This is a genomic window from Spirochaetia bacterium 38H-sp (assembly GCA_039023545.1).
Classification (GTDB): domain Bacteria; phylum Spirochaetota; class Spirochaetia; order Winmispirales; family Winmispiraceae; genus Rarispira; species Rarispira pelagica.
The window spans coordinates 569,324-589,976 of sequence record JBCHKQ010000001.1; the positions used below are offsets into that span (position 1 = coordinate 569,324).

The window sequence follows — 20,653 nt, forward strand, 5'->3', positions numbered from 1 at the left end:
ATATGGCAGCCCCTTTTTATTTTATATGTTTAATTCTTTTGCTGTTTTAAATATTTCCAAGAAAAGTTCTTCCAGATTTTCTTCCGGAATGCTTGCAAACGTAACCCTCAGCGTTGATGGACCAAGGGATATTGTTCCTATACCCTTGGCAAGAAGCGCTTTTCTTAGCTCTTCTGCATCTACCTTTGTCTTAAAACTCATAAAATAACCGGAGTTAAAAGGAAGAGGGCTGAGTCCACAATCCAAAGGCATGTTGGCAAGGATTTGCTTGGTTTTTTTATAGCGTGATTTGAGAAGTTGTGCCCACTCTTCAAGCTCTTTTTCCATTTGTGGGTCAGTAAGTATCTTTTTTACAAGTGTCTGAGCAAGTCTGTTGGAGTTGGATATGCTTGCTCTAAGAGAACCTCCAAGTTTTTTCTCCAGCGCTGTAAATTGTTCTTTGCTCAATACAGGAGAACCAAAGGTAAGAAAACCTGTGCGAAAACCCCAAGCGTATAGCTCTTTTGTTGGACCGTCTGCCTTTACTGCCAGAATATTGGGATGTGCATTACAGAGTTTTTCAAATATGGAGTGGGTGTATATTCCCTCTTCGTAAAACAGTCCAAAATATGCATCATCCGTTACGGCTAGTATGTCTATGCCATCCTCTGCAAGCTCTGTGAGTGCACTTGTTATGCTTTCTGCTTCTTTTTCTGTGGGAGAATAGCCCGTTGGATTGTTGGGAAAGTTGAGTATTACTATTGCTTTTTTTACGCCAGAAGCTTTTATGCTATCTTTAAGAGCTTTTGTGTTAAAGATTCCTTCATCGGAAAAAAGAGGATAGGTTACAAGCTCTGCCTGCGCTCTTCCCTCAAAGAGCAGCCTGTAGTTGCCCCAGAAGTATTCCGGAAGGAATATCTTATCTCCCGGATTGGCAAAAAGGTCAGCTACTTGTGACAGACCGGATGTAAGTCCGCTTGTAACTATAGGAAGACTTATGTAGTCTTCCTTTACCTTGGGGTTTTTGTGTATTATGTGCTCTTTCCATAGCTTCCTAAGCTCTGGATCTCCTGATGTGGGTGCATAGGAGACTATATCCTTGGGGACCAGGTTAGGAATCTCTTTTTGTACTGCCTTGAGCATTATAGGGATGCCCGGTTTTTCATTGGCAATACCTACTGTTGCGTTAAAACGGTGAGCTTTTTCACCTGCTTCTGCGGCTTGTGCTACTATCCCTTTTGGGAAAAACATGCGTAGCCCCATGGCAGACAGAAGTCTTAGAGCTGCTGTTCCTTCCAGAGTTTGGTTAAGTTCCTGTGCTAATGGGTTTATCTTCATACTATACTATTTGCCTTGTTTTTATAGGTTTGTCAATGCATAAACTTGCAGTTTTATGTATATTTATGCAGTTTGTCTGATAAAAAGATGGAGGCGAAAAGACTTTTCGCCTCCATGCAAGGATGAAGCTTACCTGGCTTTCTCATGGAGAAAGGAGTACAGTCGTTCCTCTATATCATGTCCGTACTCCCAGACCATAATTCCGCCAAGTCCTTTTTCTTCTATATATTTTATCTTGTAATCAAGTGATTCTCTGTCGTCATAAGTTATCCATGTATCTCCGTTATAGAGAAACGGAGCTTTTGCCAGGTCATCCCAGTATCTGGTGTATTCCCCACTTTTTTCCAGTTTTTCTATGTCCGTATAGCTTATGCCATCGGGAAAGGCTGCTTCTTTGTAGGGTTGGAAAAGCCCGTTGTTTTCTGGCATAACTCCTTTCCAGGCTCTTCCGTAGAAAGCAACACCCATGAGAATTTTTTCTGGTGCAATGCCTTTTTCTAGATATAATTGTATTGCTTGGTCAGTGCTCCAACCACCCCATGCCGGGTCCGATGGGTTGTTATAAAGGTTGGTGTGGTGTCCTGTTGTATCGCTCCATGCACCATAATAGTCGTAGCACATTATTTTAAAGTAAGTTATATATTTTTCTACCTCTTTTATATCTATTTTCTCCACATACCATGTACTTGCAGGTACAGCTATACTGAGACCCAAAGGCCTGCCAAGTTCTTTCTCTGCTAGGTTAAGAGCTTCTCGTGTTTCTTGCAGTAACAGTATAAAGTTTTGCGCATCTTCCGGTCTAGTTTTTATGGGGAGTCCCCAGTCCGGGCCTACGGGATATTCCCAGTCTATATCCAGACCGTCAAGGTTATGTTTTTTTATCCAGTCTATTGCGTCTTTGATAAAGGTTTCTCTGTTCTCTCTGCTTGCTGCCATATCGGAAAAACCATCGGCTCCCCATCCTCCTACGGAGAGATTTATCTTGAGGGATGGGTATTTTTTCTTAAGCTTTTCCACTTCTTGGAAGAGATTGGGAAATGTTCTTTTCTTCTCATCTTTGCCGTTGTACTCGGGAATGTATATCTTGTTGTTTTGGGTCAAAAGCCCAAAGGAAATGTTGAGCATATCTATCATGTCTCCTCGTATATCCTCTGCTTTCCAGTTGATATTCTTTTCTATCTCTTCCTGTGTACTTCCAAGAGGCCATGTTCTTATATACGATACTACCTCTATCCTGTGCATATCCTTTTTTTGTATACTTTGGCATGCCATAAGTGATACTATAAGTGTCAGAAGAAAGAGCAATGTTTTTGTTTGTTTCATATTTCCTCCATTTTGATTATATATTGATTTATTTTACATCTAAATTCTTTTTTTAACAATAAAAATAAGTTTTATGTTGGTTTGTTTTTGTTGTATATATGGTTTTTGTTTTTGCCGAAGGCAGGCTTGCCCGTGTTTTGCTTTTTTGTTTTACTGTGTTCGGGCAAGCCGTTCGGTATAATGTGTTTTTTGTTGTTTTTTTATCAGTTTGCGATTTGTTTTTTTGCCCAAGTTGCGGCATCTCGTATAACAGAATCGTGAGAGTGTGTATGCTCTTCTATTGCGGGAGAAAGGCTTTTGCACCTTAGGTAGCCTGCTACTATGATTGCGTTTCTTATGAGTGTTTTTGTATCAAGCCATGATGAGGCAAGTGTGCTTTTTTTTATAAGCTGTTTTATGTGCTCCGGACTGGATGATATAAGGATATCCAGAGGTAGAGTGCTGCCTATTCTTCCTAGGGATATTTTTTCTCTCTCCTGTAAGTCTTTTCTGTTGTGAGGACAGGCTGCCTGACAGTGAGGACACCCGTAAAGTGTTGTTCCCCATTTTTCCATTATTTCTTGAGGTACTATCGTGTGTGTGCTTGCATAGTATTGGATGCAGCGTTCTTTTTGTAGACCTTTTTCTGTTATTGCCTTTGTGGGGCATGCTGTTATGCAGGCAGCACAGGTTTTGCATAGTGGGGTGTTTTCTTGCTGTCTGTAGTCATCCCAAGTTTCTTTGTCTTTATCGCAGCCAGGACTGTTGTACTGCATTTCCGGAAGTCCTTTTGGGATAAATGGAAGAAGGACTCCTCCTATGCTTATGTACGAGCCGTATGTTTTGTTGATTATGAGCCCGTTTTTTCCCATTACTCCAAGACCGCTTTTTACTGCCATTTGTTTTTCTGGAAAGGGGGAGTTGGAGAATATTCTGAAATCTGCTTTTTTATAGCCTGTTTTAATGCAGATTGCAGATACCAGTTTTTTGAATCTTGCTGTCAGTTCTGCATAGTGGTTGGCCTGCGCGAAAGGTGCTATATCCGCACAGGCTCTGTCCGATATATACTTTTCTTTTCCCTGCAGGCTGTAAGGGATGAAGGATATCAGGAAAAAGGGATATTTATTACTTATTCCTTCTATTTTGTCTGTTTTTCCGTAAGAGAGATGTTTAATTCCCGCTTCTTCTGCGTATTCAAGTATATCGGAATAATTCATAAGCTGTTAAAAACTATTTCGTTGACAGTAGGGCATATTTTACCATACTATATAGATATGCCACAAGAATCAAAGGGTGAGGTTTCTCACGGCTTTTTTGCAAGACTTCTCGATTTGTTCTTTTCTGCTAATGATCCTGTCAGGGCAAGAAAGCGTGAGCTTAAGAATATAGCCAAGTCTATAAAAAAAAGCAGGTACAAGTTTTATAACCCAAAGACAGGAGAAATGCTGCCTCAGTTTGCACAGTTTTTTTTCCAGGTTTACAGGGTGATAGGCCCTGCCCAGACCATACTTCAGCATGCAGAGAATTCCAAGGCTCTTAGACATATAACAATAGAGTACTTTGTTCCTGAGAACAAAAGAGAACTCTTTGCTTCTCTGGACCCGGAGGTGATAAAGTCAAAGGCAAGAGAAAAAGGATTGGAAGAGGTTGCATTGGAGGTACATAATACCCTTGCGGATATATACGGGGTTTTTGGGCCGGAGCTTATTGAGAGAATCAATACAGTCTATGAGACAATGATGTACTTTGTAGGCTTTATAAAGTTTGACTATTATTTTCTTCTGCGCAAGTTTGACTCCGCACTTCCCGAGAGGGGTTTTAATTTTACTCCGCGTTTTGAGCCTATTAATGCGGAATATATCAGCGAAGATCTCAAGGATTTTGCCCATCTTATAACGCCTTTTAACCCTGCCATGGATTTTTCCGATGTTTTTGCTATTTTTAAACTCTATAAAGGTATGGAGATTGTTGATATCAGGACATGGCAGAGAATGTATAATGCGCTTCTTGCTATAAAACGCAGTGATATCCTTACGCTTATAATCCGGCATATAGATAAAAATCCCTCGTTTTCAGTTCCAATGCTTGTGAGCAAGCAGGATATAGTTGAGGGCGTTCTGGAAGAAATAAAGAACGAGGCAGAAAAGGCTCTGGGACAGCTAAAAAAAGAGAGAAAAAAGGCCCAGCTTGAACAGCTATTAAAGCTGGTTTTTAACACCAACATAATAGCCAGAAGCAAATACTATACAGATACAGGTTCTGCTCAGTTTTTAAAACACAGCCTGGGGACATATCTGTATACAGAACCATTTAATTATCTCAAAGCCTTTCTTCTTGATTATTATAAGAGCTCAGTGAGAGAAATAATAGAACTCCTCATAGTCCGCGGACAATGGACAACCCCGCAGGTTTCCCAGCAGCTATCAGAAGCCTATTACAGAGTTATGGACATATCTCAGGAGGTAGTCGCCTTGGACGAATCACTGGGGGAAGAAGGCGAGCGCGGCACAAAAATCAAGCATTATCTCAATAGAGTAAGCAAAGAACCAGCTGCAAAACGGTTTCTAAGACAATACCTCGATGAGATAAACGAGAAAGTACGACAAATCATAATAGAAACAGCTCAGAACCTCATAGCAATAGGGAAAATACTCAAGAGCCTCATAGAAGACCATCAAGCACAGGGGAAGCAGGTGCTTGTCAATTGGCGGGAAGTAGAAAACGCCTACGATGGAGAAATCCGCGACACGATGGTCGATGTTTATAAAAAAATCTACTATTTTATAAAGATCCTGCAACTGTTTGTAAAAAAATAAATATTTTATATCGAACGTTAGGAACTCGCACAGCTCGTTCCTAACTGCCCTCGGCAAAGTATAGCTTTTCTCACTTCTATCTTGGTTTTGGAACTAGACAGAAAAAGCCTTGTATTTTATATATTATATTATTACTAATATAATATAATTTGACAATTTTATAAAAATATATTACTTTTTTTGTAATATCTCATTGTATGAAAGGGGTGAATGATATGGTAAAGATTGGACAGAAGGTAGAAAGCTTTACTGCAAAGGCTTATCAGAACGAGCAAATTAAGGAGATAAGCCTAGAAGATTATAGGGGAAAGTGGGTTGTTGTTTTCTTTTATCCCGCTGATTTTACTTTTGTATGTCCAACGGAGTTGGGCGAGCTTGCTGACTACTATGATAAGTTTGTGCATGAGGGTGCAGAGATTCTCTCAGTAAGTACAGACACAGAGTATGTGCATAAGGCTTGGCATGACGATTCTCCGACAATTGCAAAAATCAAGTTTCCCATGGTGGCTGATCCTACCGGTAGGATATCAAGGCAGTTTGGTGTGTATATCGAGGAAGAGGGGCTTGCATTACGCGGTAGTTTTCTTATCAATCCAGAAGGTATTCTCAAAGCTTATGAGATTCATGATCTGGGTATAGGCCGCAGTGCGGAGGAGCTTCTGAGAAAACTGCAGGCTGCAAAGTTTGTAGAACAGCATGGTGAGGTGTGTCCTGCAAGCTGGAAACCAGGCAAGGAGACTCTCAAGCCCGGACTCGACCTTGTTGGAAAAATCTAAGAGGTATATAATAAGGTATAGCTGTTAGTAGGGGTCTTATGACCTTGGGGCTGTCTTTTTTTAAGGCAGCCCTGTTTTTTTGTGTCTAACTGCATGATAAGGTTGCTTGTTACAGCCGCAGGCAGACAAAACCGTATATTGCTTGATCTGATGCGATTTTGCCGTTCGGTATATGGTTTTGTGACTTTATTGTCTTAATTCTTTGTTTTTTGTACTATTTAAACAGGAGTTGTTTATGGATTTGCGTTATATGGGTGATGATGTTCTGAGGCAGAAGGCTACTCTTGTGCCCGATATTGATGAAGGGCTTTCCCGTATTGTTGAGAGCATGTTTGATGTGATGAATTCTGCACGTGGTGTTGGACTTGCTGCTCCGCAGGTAGGTATAAGCCAGCGTTTTTTTATATGCCATGCTCCAGATGATGAGCCAAGGGTTTTTATCAATCCTGAGATTATTTCTACTTCTCCCGAGCTTTCTGCTTATGAAGAAGGTTGCCTGAGTATTCCCGGAATTTATGCGGATGTTGTAAGGCCAGCTAAGATAGAAGTACAGGCTTGGGATTTGCGCGGTAGGCCTTTTAAGCTGGAGGCAGATGGCTTTCTTGCACGTGTTATCCAGCATGAGTATGATCATCTCAACGGTGTGCTTTTTCTTGACAGACTTCCTTCCAAAAAGCGCTCTAGGCTTGAGAATATGTTCTTTAAACAGATGGCAAGAGGAGAAAAATGAGGGTCCTCTTTGCCGGTACTCCTTCTTTTGCCCTGCCTTCTCTTGAGAAGCTTGCGTCCTGTTTTGATGTTGTCGGAGTATTGACCAATCCTGATGCACCCGCAGGCAGGGGGCGGCAGCTTAAACCTTCTCCCGTAAAACAGAAGGCTTTGGAATTGGGACTCAGGGTACTTACGCCTTTCAGATTGGATGCCGATGCAAGGACTGAGGTCTCTGCACTTAAGCCGGATGTGCTTGCAGTTGTGGCTTATGGGAAGATTTTTGGTCCCAAGTTTTTGTCTCTTTTTCCTATGGGAGGAGTAAATGTACATCCGTCTTTACTCCCTCTGTATAGAGGTCCTGCGCCCATCCCTTTTGCTATTTTAAACAGAGACAGTGAGACAGGTATTACTGTCCAGAAGCTTGCTCTTAAGATGGATAGTGGTGATATAATATTGCAGGAAAAAAGAAAGCTTGATTTTACTGAGACTACGGCTGAGCTTACTGAGTGGGCATCATTCAGGGGAGCAGAGCTTCTTGCGGATGCTTTGAGGCTTATGGAAGATGGCAAGGCAAAGAGTGTTGCTCAGGACGAGAGCAAGGCTACATATTGCAGGCTGCTTAGCAAAGAGGATGGCCTAATAGATTGGAATGAGTCTTCTCTCATGATAGATGCCATGGTTAGAGCCTTTATTCCCTGGCCACGAGCCTATACTTTTTTGGATAAAGAAGAACTCCAGATACTTGAGGCTAGACCTCTTCCAGAAGAAGATACGGATTATGAGCCTGGCACCATAGTGGGTATGGACAGAAAACAGGGAATTCTGGTACAAACCGGAAAAGGCCTTTTATCTCTTCTTAAGCTGCAGCGCAGAGCAAAAAAACCGCTGGTATATAAGGACTTTATAAACGGCATGCCTGACCTTACAGGGAAAAAACTTGGAGGCCCCGATGAAACAAATAATAGATAAAGTAAAAAACTCTATTCCAAAATCTGCAGATGAGCCTGCAAAAAAATGGTTCTCTTTTTTTATTTATGGTAGTTTATTTCTCGTGTTCCTTATGGGAATAGTTGCTCTTTCTGTTTTTTTTCTTCTTATACAATCCCCGGAGGAAATACTGGTTCCAGAACTGGAAGGAAAAGATTTTATAGAAGCAGTTGTCACGCTTCAGAAATATCAGCTTTATCCGCATGTGGAGCTCAGATACTCTTCTGATCCCGAAACAAAAGGCAAAGTTCTAGAACAATCACCTGCTCCCGGGGCTACTGTGCAGGCAAAGAAGGAAATAAGGCTTGTTGTCAGCCTTGGAGCTGTTGTCGATAAAGTTAAGGATTTTAGGGGCAAAACCTTGGATGAGGTGGCTCTGGAGTTAAAGAGCATGTTTGCTCCGTATGAGCCTCTCATAAGCATAAAAGAACCTATTACCTATGTTTATAGCGACCAACCTCCTGATACCGTAATAGAGCAGAAGCCGGAGCCTGGTACTCCCGTAACAGGCAAAATGGAACTCGAGCTTGTACTGAGCCGGGGCAATGCTCCACAAACAGTAGAGATTCCCAATCTTGTGGGAAAAAGCTACAGTTATGCCATATCTGAGCTTTCAGTGCTCAACCTTCCTTTTATATTTACTGAGGCTGAGTCCGGAGGTGAGGCTGATGTGGAGCCTGGAATAATAACGGAGCAAAGCCCTGAGCCGGGTAAAAAACTTGCAGTTGGAAGCAGAGTTAATCTCAAGTTTGTCATGCCAAAGAGAAAAGGCTCGCTGTATCCCGGATTTTTTGACTACACACTACCTTCCTATCCTGTAGCTGTGGATTTGCGGGTAGATGTGGAATCCTCCAACGGACTTGTAAGCACACTATTTGAACTCAAACATCCGGGAGGAAGAATATCCTTTCCATATCTGTTAAAAGCAGGGGACAAAATTATCCTGTATGTCTACGAACAGAAAATGACAGAGCAAGTAGTAACAAAATAAAAACATTATACCGAACGCGCAGTGCCAAGGCACTGCGCTTTTTTATAAGCAAAAATGTTATACTGAGTTTCTGCTGTAAGGGGAAAGTAAAAAGGTATGGAATATAGCTCCGTACCTCGATTATATTGCAATAATTGCAATTCTTATCTGCGTCTTCCCATTATTCTTAGAAGCATAAGAAACAAGTTGATAAAATCAAGATAAAGTTTGAGTGCTCCAATTATGGAGAACTTAACAAAGGTGGATTCATCAGACATATCCATTTCTTCTGCCATTCGTTTGAGAGCCTGTGTGTCATATGCTGTGAGTGCAACAAAAATTACAACACCCACATAGGAAGTTATAAGCATCAATGTAGAGCTTCTGAGAAAAAGGTTGACAATGCTGGCAAGTATCAGCCCCCATAGAGCCATACCAGCAATTGCTCCCACACCTGTAAGATCTTTTTTGGTAACATAACCGAATAGACTTACACCGGCAAATGTGCCTGCTGTGACAAAGAATGTAGTTGCTATACTCTCTCCTGTGTATATCAGAAATATGGGGCTGAGAGTGATACCATTGAGCACGGAATATGCTGCAAAAGCTATGGTTGCTCCCATAGGGGTCATTTTATGTATGCTTGTGCTAAGTATCACTACCACTGCAAGTTCTGCAATAATCAGTCCAAAGAAAAGAAACTGGTTGGTTAATATGGTTCTTAATAGAGGCTCATTGTTGAGTACTGCAAAGGAAACCACACCGGTAAGCGCAAGTCCTGCTGCCATAAACAGGTATATGTTGGACATAGTCTTTGACAGCATATTGCCTTTTGCTTCACTTGTCGTTAGCAAATTATTGTTTTCTATCATAGTTCCTCCTGTACTATTTTTTTATATAATATACATATTTTTTGAAAAAAGTTACATAGTGCTGTAACCTTTATAGTGTAAGGTGGTTTTTTATATAGACATAAAAAAAGGAGAGCTGTTTGCTCTCCTACCCTCCTTGCTCTTTTGGAAGCTTCCGGTAGGTTACCTCCTCTCTATCGGAAGCTTTTTTTATTGTATCCCTGTTTTGTCCTCAGGTCAAATGTTTTTTAAGAAAAGTATTGGTTTTTTTATAAAAAAAAATGGTTTTGTATTTATATGGCATGTTTTTTTATCTATTTTATACAGTTTTTTTGTTTTATATAAAAACCATTGTTGATTTCATTTTTATTTTTGCAAAAATAGAGATATTAGAGTTTTTTGACTTTGTTTGTGCCGTAGGCAGGCAAAACTGCATCTGCTATAGTTTGGCTTTGTAATTGCAGTTTTGCCGTTCAGTTTTTAATCTGTTGTTTTGCTTTATTGTGTTGTAATATGTTTTTATTGTTTTTATGTTAGGGGTGTTTTTATGGCTTGCAAAAACTATCTGTCCTCCTGCTCAATCTCTGAGTCTGTTTTGCCGAAACTAGGACTGATGCGCAAATTATTGTCTTTTTTTGTATTGTTTGGGCTCACTTTTTTTGTTTTTGCGGGTGAGGTTGAGTTTTCTGAGCTTTTGCTCTCTCCGGTTAATACTGTCCTTTTTACTGCTATTCTGGATGTTCCATCTTATGGTACTTATAGGACTGCTTTTTATGCAGAGCTTGATAGTAAAAAGCTGACTCAGCTTACTTTTTTTCCTGAGTCACTGCTGTATCTAAAAGAAGCAGGTATGCTGCAGGTTTATAATCGTTTTGGTATGTTTAGGACGCGCTTGGACAGTCCTGATATGCAGCCTGTTCCCGGTTTTGATTCCTTTGTTAGCGGTGCTGATATTTATACGACGGCTGTTCTGCCTGTGTCGGTATCTCCCGATGGTAAGTTTCTTGTGCGTTTTCGGCCTATCAGTCCTGCTTTTGCCAATCTTGTTCTTCTTGATGTTTCCTCAGGTAGTGAGCTTGTTGTTGCAGAAAAGGTTGAGCTTTCTTATAAGGAGATTCCGGTTGTATGGTCACCGGACAGCTCCATGTTTATATATCATGCGGATAATAATCTTTATTATTTCCCCATATCACAGTGGAAGGATGGTAGGCTCCTTGATACTGCCAGAAGACGTATAGGCAAGGGGACTATCAGAAATATTTTTTGGGGTTCTAACGGGCTTTTATATTATGTGGAAGGAACTGTTGTGACTTCTTTTCTGCCAGAAGAGCTTTATACTCATGCTTTTTATTACGGAGTTGTCAAGGTTGGCAGAATAGCAGGCAAAATCCCTTTTCACTTTGACGGTAATTTTGATCGTTTTTGGATTGGTCCTGAGCAAAAATATATTCTCATATCAAGAAGTGGAAGGAATATTTTTATGTATCCGCTTAGTGACGAGGATTTTTCTTCTTCCGAGTTGCAGCAGCCATATCTTCTCCTTCCCAGGAGTGAGTATCTAGCAGATATTATCTGGGGGGATGATGGTAAGTTGAGTATATTTATAAGGGGTATATCGGACGGTAAGATTAATACGCGTATTATGTGGATGCTTGCAGGGACAGATTCTGCTTTTAAGAGCAGGGAGGAACAGCCTGATGTGTGGGCGGTTTCTTCTGATGATAAATATCTAGCTTATTCCACGGGGTCTATTGTGCATATTCTCTCTTATGATGAATGGCGGGAGCTTGCTTCTTTTGAACATGATTCTCCTGTATCAATGGTATGGGCCGGTGATGAGCTTGTTGTAGGTGGCGCTTATACTACCGTACTTTATGATAGAAAAGGCAATCTTAAGCAGGTGTTATGTTTTTCTCAACCGGAGAAAATGGGTTTTTACATAAGCGATTACAGGCCTCTTCTTTCTTCTTCCGATTATGTTTGGGGTTGGGACAAGGCGACTTCTACCTGGCGTTCTTTTTCTGCCTTTGATACTGCTTTGCCTGTAAAGTCTACAGATGCATACAGAGTATATTTGGAAGATTTGCCGGCGGGTCCGTATAAAAATATTATAAAGATGAGAAATATGAGAGGGGTGGGGACTGAGCTTCTTTTCTCCGGGCCTTCCGGAGAATATGAGGATTTTCCGTCTCAAGACGAGCCTATAGATTTTTCTCACTTTACTCATGGGTCTAGATTGAGAGGAGGCAGGGAGGTTGCTCTTGTGTTTAATGCAGTATCTTCTGCGGAGGGCCTCACGGAGATTCTTGAAGTTTTAAAGAAGTATAATATAACGGCTACTTTTTTTGTTAACGGCGATTTTATCAGGGAAAATCCCGGAGCTTGCAGAGAGATTGCGGCAGCTTCTGTGGAGGTTGGGTCTCTTTTTTATACCAACTTTGATATGTCCGATACTAGGTTCTCCGTATCGGAGGGGTTTATACAGCAAGGGCTTGCCAGAAATGAGGATGAATATTTTTCTGTAACAGGCAAAGAGCTTGCCTTATTGTGGCATGCACCTTATTATTTTGTTAGAGAGGATATTCTCTCTGCTGCTTCTGAGATGAATTATACTTATGTTGGAGCTGATGTTGATAGTCTGGACTGGGTGCCGCGTTTTAGTTCTGATGGGATTTCCAGATTGTATGCTCCGGCTGCAAATCTTGTAGAGAGGATAATACGTATAAAAAGGCCTGGTTCCATAATTGCTATGACAGTAGGAAGACCAGATGAGAAGGATATAATGAGGCGGAGGGAAGATTTTCTTTTTACACGACTTGAGGTGCTTATCAATGCACTTATTGAGCGTGGCTACCGTTTTGCTACTGTTTCTGAATTGCTGGAACATGCACGCTGATTTTTCTTTAGAAAAATCAGTTGGATACCGATATTTTATTAATAGAGGGGTGTTGCCTTGAAAGCCAATAACGCTATTAATGCGTATAAGCAGACATCAATCAAGACTGCAAGTCAGGGAAAACTGATTATTATGCTCTATGATGGGGCCATAAGAAATATTGATAGTGCCATAGAGCTTCTTGAGCAGAAGACACGACAGCTTGATAAGGTTCATAATGCTATTATCAAGGCACAGGATATTGTAACCGAGCTTGCTGCTTCTTTGGATATGGAGAAGGGCGGTGAGCTGGCGAGTAATCTCCTGAGCCTGTATCTGTTTTTTGACGAGCAACTTACAGATGCCAATGTCAGAAAAGATATTGAGCCGCTAAGAAAGGTGCGTGATATGCTTGCATCTCTCAGAGGAGCTTGGGCGCAGGTTATAAAGTAATACTTGGTTACAGGAGTTTGAGGTGAATACGGCTTATGTTCCAGTATCTGATGAAGAAATAAAACACAGAGTTGCAGTTCTAAAGAAATTGCGATCTTATCTTGTAAAGCAGAGAGAGCATTTTATGGCTTATCTCAGTTTGCTTGACAGAGAAGAGGATGCCATAACTTCTGGTGATGTTGAAAGACTAGAGCTGCATGTTGAAATGGAACATAAGCTTCTGAAAGATATTTTTGCATTTCAAAAGGTGATAAGTCCTCTTAAGGATATGTATAAGGCTGCTTTCCCTGCGGGCAATATGGAGATAGAGCAGCTTGATGAGTCCATAGAAAGTCTCAAGGAAAAGGCTCTTGCACATAACCATGAGAACAGAAGATTGCTTAGATTACAGATGGATGTTCTCAAGGAAAAAATAGCAAATCTTAATATTCCTAGGTTTAGAAAGAATGTTTTCAGTGCTTCACAAAAGAGCGGAATGGTTGATATTCTTACTTGATGAAAAAAGAACCGGTTTTTCTTATAGATGCCTACGGGCTTATATATCGTGCTTATTTTGCGTTTATACGCAATCCGCTTAGGACCAGAGACGGTAGAAATACTTCTGCTATCTTTGGTTTCTTTAAGATGTTATTTCGGTTTATCAGAGAATATTCTCCTGTGTATTGCGGTATCATACTTGATTCTAAAACGCCTACTTTCAGAGAACAGATTTTTGCTCAATATAAGGCCACAAGACAGAAGACTCCCGAGGATTTGCATGCTCAGATTCCTCTGATAGAGGATATTTTGGCAGAGATGGGTTTCTCCTGTGTACGTCTTGATGGCTATGAAGCTGATGATATAATGGGAACTCTGTCCGTGAGAGCAGAAGAAGCGGGGCACGATTGTTATGTGGTTTCCAGTGATAAAGACCTTGCACAGCTTGTTACAAGAGGTGTCAGGATTATCCGCATGGAAAAAGATAATTTTAGGCTTATGGATTCAGATGCTGTCAAAGAAAAATGGGGAGTAAGTCCTGAGCAGATTATAGATTATCTTGCACTTGTTGGGGATGTTTCTGATAATATCCCCGGAGTGGAAGGGATAGGAGAGAAAGGGGCTGCAAGGCTTTTGTCTTTATACAGGGACATGGATGATATATATGCGCATCTTGATGAGATGAGTCCCTCAATAGAAAAAAAGCTTTCTCAGGGTAAGGAACGAGCATATCTTAGCAGGGAGTTGGCTACCATAAAAACGGATGTTGATATAGATGTTGGAATAGAAGATCTTAAGATAGGTAAAGGCAGGCCTGATAGGGTTGAGGCTCTTTTTGAGTCTCATGAGCTTAAGAGTCTTATTCTTGATTACAGAGAGCTTTTTGGGGTTTCTTCCGGTACAGATAAGGCTGATAAGGAAACTGCTTCTTTAATTTCCAATGAAGAAGATGTAAGAGGTTCTTATGTCTCTGTTATAAGCGGGGTGGAGTTTGATACACTTTGTGAGAAGATAAAGTCAGTCTCTTTGCTGGCTCTTGATACCGAGACAGATTCTGCCGATCCTTTTTCTGCCAATATCGTGGGTATTTCTTTTGCGTTTTCTCCAGGGGATGCCTATTATCTTCCTATTGTTTCACCCGATACGGATTGTCTTGATAATTCTTTTGTGCTTGCCGGCTTGAGGAAGGCTTTTTCCTCTTGTGATGCACTTATTATAGGCCAAAATATCAAGTTTGATCTGCATGTTTTAAGAAGATGGGGGTTGGATTTGTCCGGGCCTTTTTTTGATACTATGGTTGCTGCATGGGTGCTTGATGCGGAGAGCGGAAATTTTGGCATGGATTTCCTTGCAGAACGTTATCTCGGTTGGAAAACGCTTCATTATACGGATGTTGTGGAGAAAGGAAGCGATTTCTCTTCTGTACCACTTGATATTGCTACATCTTATGCCGCGGAGGATGCGGATGTAACTTTTAGGCTGTATGAGGTACTGGAAAAGGAGCTGCTCAAGGAAGGTCTTGTTGACATCTTTTATGATATAGAGATGCCTATCCTCAAGTTGCTCACAGATATGGAGAGTAGAGGTATACGTCTTGATGCGGACAGCTTGAGAAAATTTTCTGTAGAATTGGATGAAAAGCTAAAGGATATTGAGAAAACTATATATGCTTGTGCTGGCCATGAGTTTAATATCAACTCCACAAAACAACTCCAGATTGTGCTTTTTGAGGAAAGAGGACTTACTCCTACCAAAAAAACTAAGACCGGTTATTCTACGGATATATCGGTGTTGGAAGAACTGGCAGGCATTGATGAGCTCCCACGTCTTATTCTGGAATACAGGAGTCTGTTTAAGCTTAAGAATACTTATGTTGATGTTCTTCCTTCTCTGATAAATCCTGTTACTGGTCGCATACATACCTGGTATGGCCAGACAGGTACTGCCACAGGGCGTATATCAAGTAAGGATCCCAATTTACAGAATATTCCAATCAAGACGGAGGAGGGACGTAGGATACGTGAGGCTTTTGTTCCCGATGATGGTTTTGTTTTTATAAGTGCTGATTATTCTCAAATAGAGCTTGTTATACTTGCTCATCTGTCACAGGATCAAGGATTATGCAGGTCTTTTATTGATGGGGAGGATGTCCACAGGGCAACGGCTTCTCTACTTTTTTCTGTTCCTGTAGAGGAAGTCAGTGTGGAACAGCGTCGTATAGCCAAGAGTATAAATTTTGGTGTTATGTATGGGATGTCTGCTTTTCGCTTGGCACGGGAGCTTGGGATTCCTAGAAAGGATGCTGCTGATTTTATAAGTGCATATTTTGAAAAATACAGCGGTATCAAGGCTTTTATAGAAAAGGTTATCAGAGAGGCAGAGGAACAGGGGTATTCTCAAACCATAATGGGTAGAAGAAGAAGAATCCCATATATCAATAGCAAGAATAAGACACAGAAGATGGCAGCAGAGAGAATGGCTGTAAATACTGCCATACAGGGGTCCGGTGCGGATATCATAAAAAAAGCCATGATAGAGATAGAGAAGCTCCTAAAGGAGAAGGGTTTGTCTGCCAGAATGCTTTTGCAGGTGCATGACGAACTAGTTTTTGAGGTCCCAGAAGAAGAGTGCGATGTCACAATGAGGGCTATAAAATCCTGTATGGAGTCCGTAGTAAAGCTGTCGGTGCCTCTTAGGGTTAATGTAGAATCAGGTAAAAATTGGGGACAGATGCACTAATGAAGTCTGTATTTACCCGTCCTGTAATAGGTATCACGGGACCTGCCGGATGCGGGAAGAGCACTATAGCACGCTTTTTGGCAGAGAGGCTTGGATATGTCTATATCGATGTGGACGGTCTGGGGCATGAGGCTCTTGAAAAGAAAGCAAAGGATATAGAGAATGCTTTTGGAAATGGTGTTGTCTGCGATGGCATTGTAGACAGAAGAAAATTGGGTAAAATTGTTTTTTCTTCTGTTCATGAACTTGCCAAACTGGAATCCATTGTACATCCCTATATAAGTAAAAGAGCTATAGCTATTGTTTCTAAAAATAACGGTGGGGTCGTTTTGGATGCTGCGCTTTTAATCAAACTGGGGCTTGCTGATGTTTGTTCTCATCTTCTGATCGTAAAAGCTGTAGTTCCGATTCGTTTTTTTAGGCTTATAAGGCGAGATGGTTTTTCTCTATCCCGAATATTGGGGATTTTTAAATCTCAGCGAAATTTATATTCTCAATTTTTTTTACCTGATGTCGATACAAAGTATATAAGCAATAACTGGGGTAAAAAGAGGCTGGTTGAAAAGCTTGATAGGGTTATTGCTCTATGGGGATTGTAAGTTAGGAGCTTGGTTTTATGGATAAAGAGAAGATTCTTGTTGTACTTGTCGGTGTCAGTGTTTTTTTGCTTGTGATAGTTGTTGTTGCTGTGTTATGGCTTTATCCTGCAAAAGACGATTCTTCTGTAAGTGTTGTTTCTGCGGGTGCTAAGGCAGAGGATAGTAGGGCTAGTGTTGACTTGTTTTCTACTATAAAGAAGGGTGAGGAACTGCCTGGGCTTTTGGAAGGAGAAGAGCCTGTTGGTGATGGTTTTATTGCTGTGGATACTATATACGGTGAGACAGCTGATAATAAGACCGGCATTTCTTCCGATGTTAAGGTTTCTGCGGATTCTGCTTCTTCTTCCGAAAGGGAAAAGCCAAGCAACAATGTGGATGGTAATAAGGCTGTTGCGTCCAAGCCATCTCCTACTCCCCGTCCTACGGTAAAGGCTGCAGTAAAGCCTGCTCCTACCGTTGCTCCGGCAACTGTATCCAAGGAATATTGGATACAGATCGCATCTTTCACTTCTCGCTCCAAAGCTGAGACTGTTGTGGAAGAGTTGCGGGCAAAGGGTATAGTTTGCAGGATTCTTACTAAAACCGTGGATAATACGGTTTATTATAGAGTAAGACTGGGGCCTTACAGCAATAAGAGTGAGGCAGAAAAGTTTCTTGCTGTTGTTCATAATATAAAGGGATATGAAAAGAGTTATGTTTCTCTTGTTTACAAGAAATCATAGTTTCTGATTGTTTTGGGGGTTACAGGGCCGCTAGAGTCCTGTTTTAAAAAGGGCTGTCCAGTAGGACAGCCCGTTCGGTTTGTTGTTATATTTGAAAATCGTGTGGATCTTCTTTTCCCGGTTTTATGATATATTTTGATGGCTGGTTGTATATCTTACTGTGAGGCGGAACGGAGCTTGTAAGCCAGACGTTTCCTCCTATTATCGAGTCATGGCCTATTACTGTGGTTCCTCCTAGTATGGTTGCTCCTGCATATATTGTTACGTTGTCTTCTATTGTAGGGTGTCTCTTGGTGTCTGCTTCTGTTTTTTTTACGCTGAGTGCACCAAGTGTTACACCCTGGTAAATCTTTACGTTATCTCCTATTATTGTTGTTTCTCCTATTACTACGCCTGTCCCGTGGTCTATGCAGAGCCTTTTTCCTATTGTGGCTCCTGGATGTATGTCTATACCGGTTTTTCCGTGTATGTATTCTGACATCATCCTGGGAATGAGCGGGATTTGTCTGTTCCATAGATAGTTGGCTACTCTATGAACCGCAAGGGCTTCTACTCCCGGATACGACAGGATTACTTCTTCTTGTGACTTGGCGGCTGGGTCTCCTTCCTGTGTTGCAGCGACATCTTCTAGTATGAGCTGTCTTATTTCTGGCAGAGCTTCCAGAAAAGCGTATGCCAGTTCTTCTGCTTTCTCCATGTGTTCTGCAGGACTTGTACATATATTATCCGATTGGTTTTCAAGTCTTTCTTTAAAGGCGAGGCTTTTTGCTGTTTCTGTTATGAGGTTTTTTAATAGCCTTGCTGAGTGTTCCTGTATGGAAAAACGCAGACTTCTGTGTTCTATTTCTGACTCCAGTCGAAACCCGGGAAAAATGAGATTTTCTATATCCTGTAAAATCCTTATGACACTACTTCTAGATGGAAGATTACAGTCATCTTTGTAGTTTATACCTCTCTGATTTTTATAGCTTTCTCTCAGTTTATTTATTATTTTTTCCAGTCTGGTTCCCATAGTTTCTTCCTTATATATCTTGTGATGGTATTAGGTCCGCTTAGGAGTCTACCCAACCCTGGTCTTACAAGCATCCTGATTTCCTTTTTCTTCTCCATTGTTTTCTCGTAACCAAGCTTTATAAGCTTATCGGGATTACCAAAGTCAAATTGAGAAGTCGCATCAGAAGCAACGATCTCAAGATCCGCGACATTAAAAATATGTCTAGGTATGCGCGTACTTACAAGTACCAGGGAGCGCATTATGACATCAAGCCCCTTTTTTATATGTTCTCTGTCTATTCCTTCGTGAGGAGAAACATTTACACCGATGACATGTGTGTGCCCCTTTTTACGGGCAGCCCAGACAGGCATATTATCCACAATACCTCCATCCACAAAAAGCCCGCCATCTATCTCCCATGGAGAAAAAATTCCCGGGAAAGACATACTTGCCCTCATTGCATCCGCAAGAGAGCCGGAGTCAAAAATTCTCTGCTCACCTGAAACAAGGTCCAGAGCATTACAGCAGAAAGAAGGCTTAAGCTCCTCAATTTTTGCATCATGCGTAAGCTTTTTAAAAAGCTCATAGAGCTTTCTGCCACCATCCATACCAGTGGAAGTCATAAGATTCTTGATTGCTTCACCGGCACGCACAATATTGATAAAGGGTATAGTGTCCGGCACATGGTATGCAAAACCCTCCAGATAAGCATCTATATCAAAGTTCCGTGCAAACTCCTCAAGCTCATTTACACTCATGCCGCTGCAATACAACCCCCCTACAATAGCTCCCATAGATGTTCCCACAATCAAGTTGGGACGCATACCAAGTTCTTCTAGAGCCTTAAGCACGCCAATATGTGCAAACCCCTTTGCGCCACCGCCGGATAAAACAAGAGCCCATCTCATAAAGCCTCCTTCTACTAAGCTAGTTAAGAAGAAAAATACTGTCAAGCAATCCTCTGAAACAAAAGTCCCTTATACCGAACGCCTGATACGCAAAGCGTATCAGGCTGCCTCTGGCACAAAAAGTACTAAACTCTGACTATAAAAATACCACGGTTGGATATGGATACAGAACAAAAAATAATAAAAACTGGCAAAGTGCGATTTCTCATACATTACCGGTATATTATCCATTGGCTTACAAGTATAAAAATAATATAAACACCTAGTTTGCAGTCACCTTCTTATTATCATTTTTTTCGTGGGTACTTCTCTTCCAGTAAAATCCTACGGAAATAAGATAGATTACATATGTCAGACTTTCTATTAAGGACGGATTACCATTATAACCAAAGAGACTTTTTGCAATGCTTCCCAAAGCCCCTTTCTCATGCAATAACGGATATACCCCCTCTGTAACTACAGGAGGATTGATATCATACACATGCTCTATTACCGTAGGAATAATTCCAGCTTCCTGTAACTCATGAACGCCGTAAGACAGCATACCTGCTGCAAAAAGAATTAGTATAATGTTGGTTACCATAAAAAAGCCGTAAAGACCGATTCTTTTACCAGCTATATTTATAATTATTCCTGCTGCTATTGCAAGAATCGTACCCAAAACAGCTCCGATAATCATACCACCTTGGGCTTTTGCTGCAACACCGTACATAAAGAAAACAATTTCTATGCCCTCCCTAAGTACAGCAATAAGGGTTATAGAAAATATCCCCATAACAGCCTTTTTATCAATTGCCCTCTCTATCTGCGATGTAAGTTTTTTTGCATAATTCCCTTCCCTGATCATCCAGAGAATCAGACTTGTTACGAGTATAGCACCTGCTATCATTAAAATGCCCTCATAAATCTGCTCTGATTTACCTGTAAAACCACCCGCAAGAACATCAAACCCCATGGCAAGCAGTATGCTCAGTGCTATTCCCATTGCTATTGCAGACCAGACTAGATTTTTATACTGCCCTGCACCCTTTCTATCCAGATATGTGATTAGGATACCAGAAAGAAGAGCAATTTCCAGAACCTCTCTAAACATGACAATAAAAGAAGCTAACATGATTCCTCCATGATATGTATATTATGTTTGTATTATGTTTGT

18 protein-coding genes are annotated in these 20,653 nt (G+C 41.0%); 11 read left to right on the forward strand and 7 right to left on the reverse strand.

Annotation, left to right across the window (positions count from 1 at the left end):
- Positions 1 to 21 precede the first annotated feature (21 nt).
- The 3 genes from WKV44_02460 to WKV44_02470 form a co-directional block, all read right to left on the reverse strand.
- A complete protein-coding gene (locus tag WKV44_02460; GenBank protein MEM5947397.1) occupies positions 22 to 1,317 on the reverse strand; it encodes an aminotransferase class I/II-fold pyridoxal phosphate-dependent enzyme in 1,296 nt (431 codons plus the stop codon).
- A 129-nt stretch (positions 1,318 to 1,446) separates the two neighbouring features.
- Positions 1,447 to 2,640, reverse strand: coding sequence for a glycoside hydrolase family 18 protein (locus WKV44_02465; protein ID MEM5947398.1), 1,194 nt, complete (start codon positions 2,638 to 2,640; stop codon positions 1,447 to 1,449).
- Positions 2,641 to 2,843: 203 nt separating this feature from the next.
- On the reverse strand, positions 2,844 to 3,836 hold the full coding sequence (locus WKV44_02470; GenBank protein ID MEM5947399.1) for a 4Fe-4S double cluster binding domain-containing protein: 993 nt from the start codon (positions 3,834 to 3,836) through the stop codon (positions 2,844 to 2,846).
- Positions 3,837 to 3,893: 57 nt separating this feature from the next.
- Here WKV44_02470 and WKV44_02475 point away from each other — a divergent pair, with 57 nt between their 5' ends.
- The 5 genes from WKV44_02475 to WKV44_02495 all read left to right on the forward strand — a co-directional run bounded on the left by WKV44_02475 (position 3,894) and on the right by WKV44_02495 (position 8,900).
- A complete protein-coding gene (locus WKV44_02475; GenBank protein MEM5947400.1) occupies positions 3,894 to 5,435 on the forward strand; it encodes a DUF5312 family protein in 1,542 nt (513 codons plus the stop codon).
- 215 nt (positions 5,436 to 5,650) lie between these two features.
- Positions 5,651 to 6,211, forward strand: a complete 561-nt coding sequence (locus tag WKV44_02480; protein ID MEM5947401.1) for a redoxin domain-containing protein — start codon at positions 5,651 to 5,653, stop codon at positions 6,209 to 6,211.
- Positions 6,212 to 6,446: 235 nt separating this feature from the next.
- Entirely contained in the window at positions 6,447 to 6,941 is a 495-nt protein-coding gene (def, locus tag WKV44_02485; GenBank protein ID MEM5947402.1) for a peptide deformylase, read from the forward strand.
- The gene (gene fmt / locus WKV44_02490; protein ID MEM5947403.1) at positions 6,938 to 7,891 is read left to right on the forward strand and encodes a methionyl-tRNA formyltransferase; all 954 of its coding nucleotides are present in this window, start codon (positions 6,938 to 6,940) and stop codon (positions 7,889 to 7,891) included. The genes def and fmt overlap by 4 nt, the downstream gene beginning before the upstream one ends.
- Positions 7,872 to 8,900: a PASTA domain-containing protein gene (locus WKV44_02495; protein MEM5947404.1), complete on the forward strand. Its 1,029-nt coding sequence runs from the start codon at positions 7,872 to 7,874 to the stop codon at positions 8,898 to 8,900. Before fmt ends, WKV44_02495 begins: the two co-directional genes overlap by 20 nt.
- Before the next feature lie 143 nt (positions 8,901 to 9,043).
- Here the strand turns inward: WKV44_02495 and WKV44_02500 are convergent, their stop codons facing one another.
- Entirely contained in the window at positions 9,044 to 9,751 is a 708-nt protein-coding gene (locus tag WKV44_02500) for a Bax inhibitor-1/YccA family protein (protein ID MEM5947405.1), read from the reverse strand.
- Between the two features lie 592 nt (positions 9,752 to 10,343).
- Here WKV44_02500 and WKV44_02505 point away from each other — a divergent pair.
- From WKV44_02505 to WKV44_02530, 6 genes are read left to right on the forward strand one after another with little or no spacing between them, the layout of a single operon-like run.
- Positions 10,344 to 12,626, forward strand: coding sequence for a polysaccharide deacetylase family protein (locus WKV44_02505; GenBank protein MEM5947406.1), 2,283 nt, complete (start codon positions 10,344 to 10,346; stop codon positions 12,624 to 12,626).
- Between the two features lie 57 nt (positions 12,627 to 12,683).
- Complete coding sequence (gene fliS / locus WKV44_02510) at positions 12,684 to 13,058, forward strand: flagellar export chaperone FliS (GenBank protein ID MEM5947407.1); 375 nt, start codon at positions 12,684 to 12,686, stop codon at positions 13,056 to 13,058.
- Between the two features lie 22 nt (positions 13,059 to 13,080).
- Positions 13,081 to 13,554, forward strand: a complete 474-nt coding sequence (gene flgN, locus WKV44_02515) for a flagellar export chaperone FlgN (protein ID MEM5947408.1) — start codon at positions 13,081 to 13,083, stop codon at positions 13,552 to 13,554.
- Positions 13,554 to 16,274, forward strand: a complete 2,721-nt coding sequence (polA, locus tag WKV44_02520; protein MEM5947409.1) for a DNA polymerase I — start codon at positions 13,554 to 13,556, stop codon at positions 16,272 to 16,274. Before flgN ends, polA begins: the two co-directional genes overlap by 1 nt.
- Positions 16,274 to 16,873: a dephospho-CoA kinase gene (gene coaE / locus WKV44_02525; GenBank protein MEM5947410.1), complete on the forward strand. Its 600-nt coding sequence runs from the start codon at positions 16,274 to 16,276 to the stop codon at positions 16,871 to 16,873. Before polA ends, coaE begins: the two co-directional genes overlap by 1 nt.
- 17 nt (positions 16,874 to 16,890) lie before the next feature.
- A complete protein-coding gene (locus tag WKV44_02530; GenBank protein ID MEM5947411.1) occupies positions 16,891 to 17,595 on the forward strand; it encodes an SPOR domain-containing protein in 705 nt (234 codons plus the stop codon).
- A gap of 85 nt (positions 17,596 to 17,680) precedes the next feature.
- Here the strand turns inward: WKV44_02530 and epsC are convergent, their stop codons facing one another.
- From epsC to WKV44_02545, 3 genes are all read right to left on the reverse strand, one after another.
- The gene (epsC, locus tag WKV44_02535) at positions 17,681 to 18,607 is read right to left on the reverse strand and encodes a serine O-acetyltransferase EpsC (protein ID MEM5947412.1); all 927 of its coding nucleotides are present in this window, start codon (positions 18,605 to 18,607) and stop codon (positions 17,681 to 17,683) included.
- The gene (locus WKV44_02540) at positions 18,583 to 19,497 is read right to left on the reverse strand and encodes a patatin-like phospholipase family protein (GenBank protein ID MEM5947413.1); all 915 of its coding nucleotides are present in this window, start codon (positions 19,495 to 19,497) and stop codon (positions 18,583 to 18,585) included. Before WKV44_02540 ends, epsC begins: the two co-directional genes overlap by 25 nt.
- 262 nt (positions 19,498 to 19,759) lie before the next feature.
- Positions 19,760 to 20,611, reverse strand: coding sequence for an FTR1 family protein (locus WKV44_02545; GenBank protein ID MEM5947414.1), 852 nt, complete (start codon positions 20,609 to 20,611; stop codon positions 19,760 to 19,762).
- Positions 20,612 to 20,653: the final 42 nt, after the last annotated feature.

Excerpts from the sequence above, each read along its gene's own strand:
- WKV44_02460 (MEM5947397.1), bottom strand. The coding sequence starts at position 1,317 with ATGAAGATAAACCCATTAGCACAGGAACTTAACCAAACTCTGGAAGGA.
- WKV44_02465 (MEM5947398.1), bottom strand. The coding sequence starts at position 2,640 with ATGAAACAAACAAAAACATTGCTCTTTCTTCTGACACTTATAGTATCA.
- WKV44_02470 (MEM5947399.1), bottom strand. The coding sequence starts at position 3,836 with ATGAATTATTCCGATATACTTGAATACGCAGAAGAAGCGGGAATTAAA.
- WKV44_02475 (MEM5947400.1), top strand. The coding sequence starts at position 3,894 with ATGCCACAAGAATCAAAGGGTGAGGTTTCTCACGGCTTTTTTGCAAGA.
- WKV44_02480 (MEM5947401.1), top strand. The coding sequence starts at position 5,651 with ATGGTAAAGATTGGACAGAAGGTAGAAAGCTTTACTGCAAAGGCTTAT.
- def (MEM5947402.1), top strand. The coding sequence starts at position 6,447 with ATGGATTTGCGTTATATGGGTGATGATGTTCTGAGGCAGAAGGCTACT.
- fmt (MEM5947403.1), top strand. The coding sequence starts at position 6,938 with ATGAGGGTCCTCTTTGCCGGTACTCCTTCTTTTGCCCTGCCTTCTCTT.
- WKV44_02495 (MEM5947404.1), top strand. The coding sequence starts at position 7,872 with ATGAAACAAATAATAGATAAAGTAAAAAACTCTATTCCAAAATCTGCA.
- WKV44_02500 (MEM5947405.1), bottom strand. The coding sequence starts at position 9,751 with ATGATAGAAAACAATAATTTGCTAACGACAAGTGAAGCAAAAGGCAAT.
- WKV44_02505 (MEM5947406.1), top strand. The coding sequence starts at position 10,344 with ATGCGCAAATTATTGTCTTTTTTTGTATTGTTTGGGCTCACTTTTTTT.
- polA (MEM5947409.1), top strand. The coding sequence starts at position 13,554 with ATGAAAAAAGAACCGGTTTTTCTTATAGATGCCTACGGGCTTATATAT.
- coaE (MEM5947410.1), top strand. The coding sequence starts at position 16,274 with ATGAAGTCTGTATTTACCCGTCCTGTAATAGGTATCACGGGACCTGCC.
- WKV44_02530 (MEM5947411.1), top strand. The coding sequence starts at position 16,891 with ATGGATAAAGAGAAGATTCTTGTTGTACTTGTCGGTGTCAGTGTTTTT.
- epsC (MEM5947412.1), bottom strand. The coding sequence starts at position 18,607 with ATGGGAACCAGACTGGAAAAAATAATAAATAAACTGAGAGAAAGCTAT.
- WKV44_02540 (MEM5947413.1), bottom strand. The coding sequence starts at position 19,497 with ATGAGATGGGCTCTTGTTTTATCCGGCGGTGGCGCAAAGGGGTTTGCA.
- WKV44_02545 (MEM5947414.1), bottom strand. The coding sequence starts at position 20,611 with ATGTTAGCTTCTTTTATTGTCATGTTTAGAGAGGTTCTGGAAATTGCT.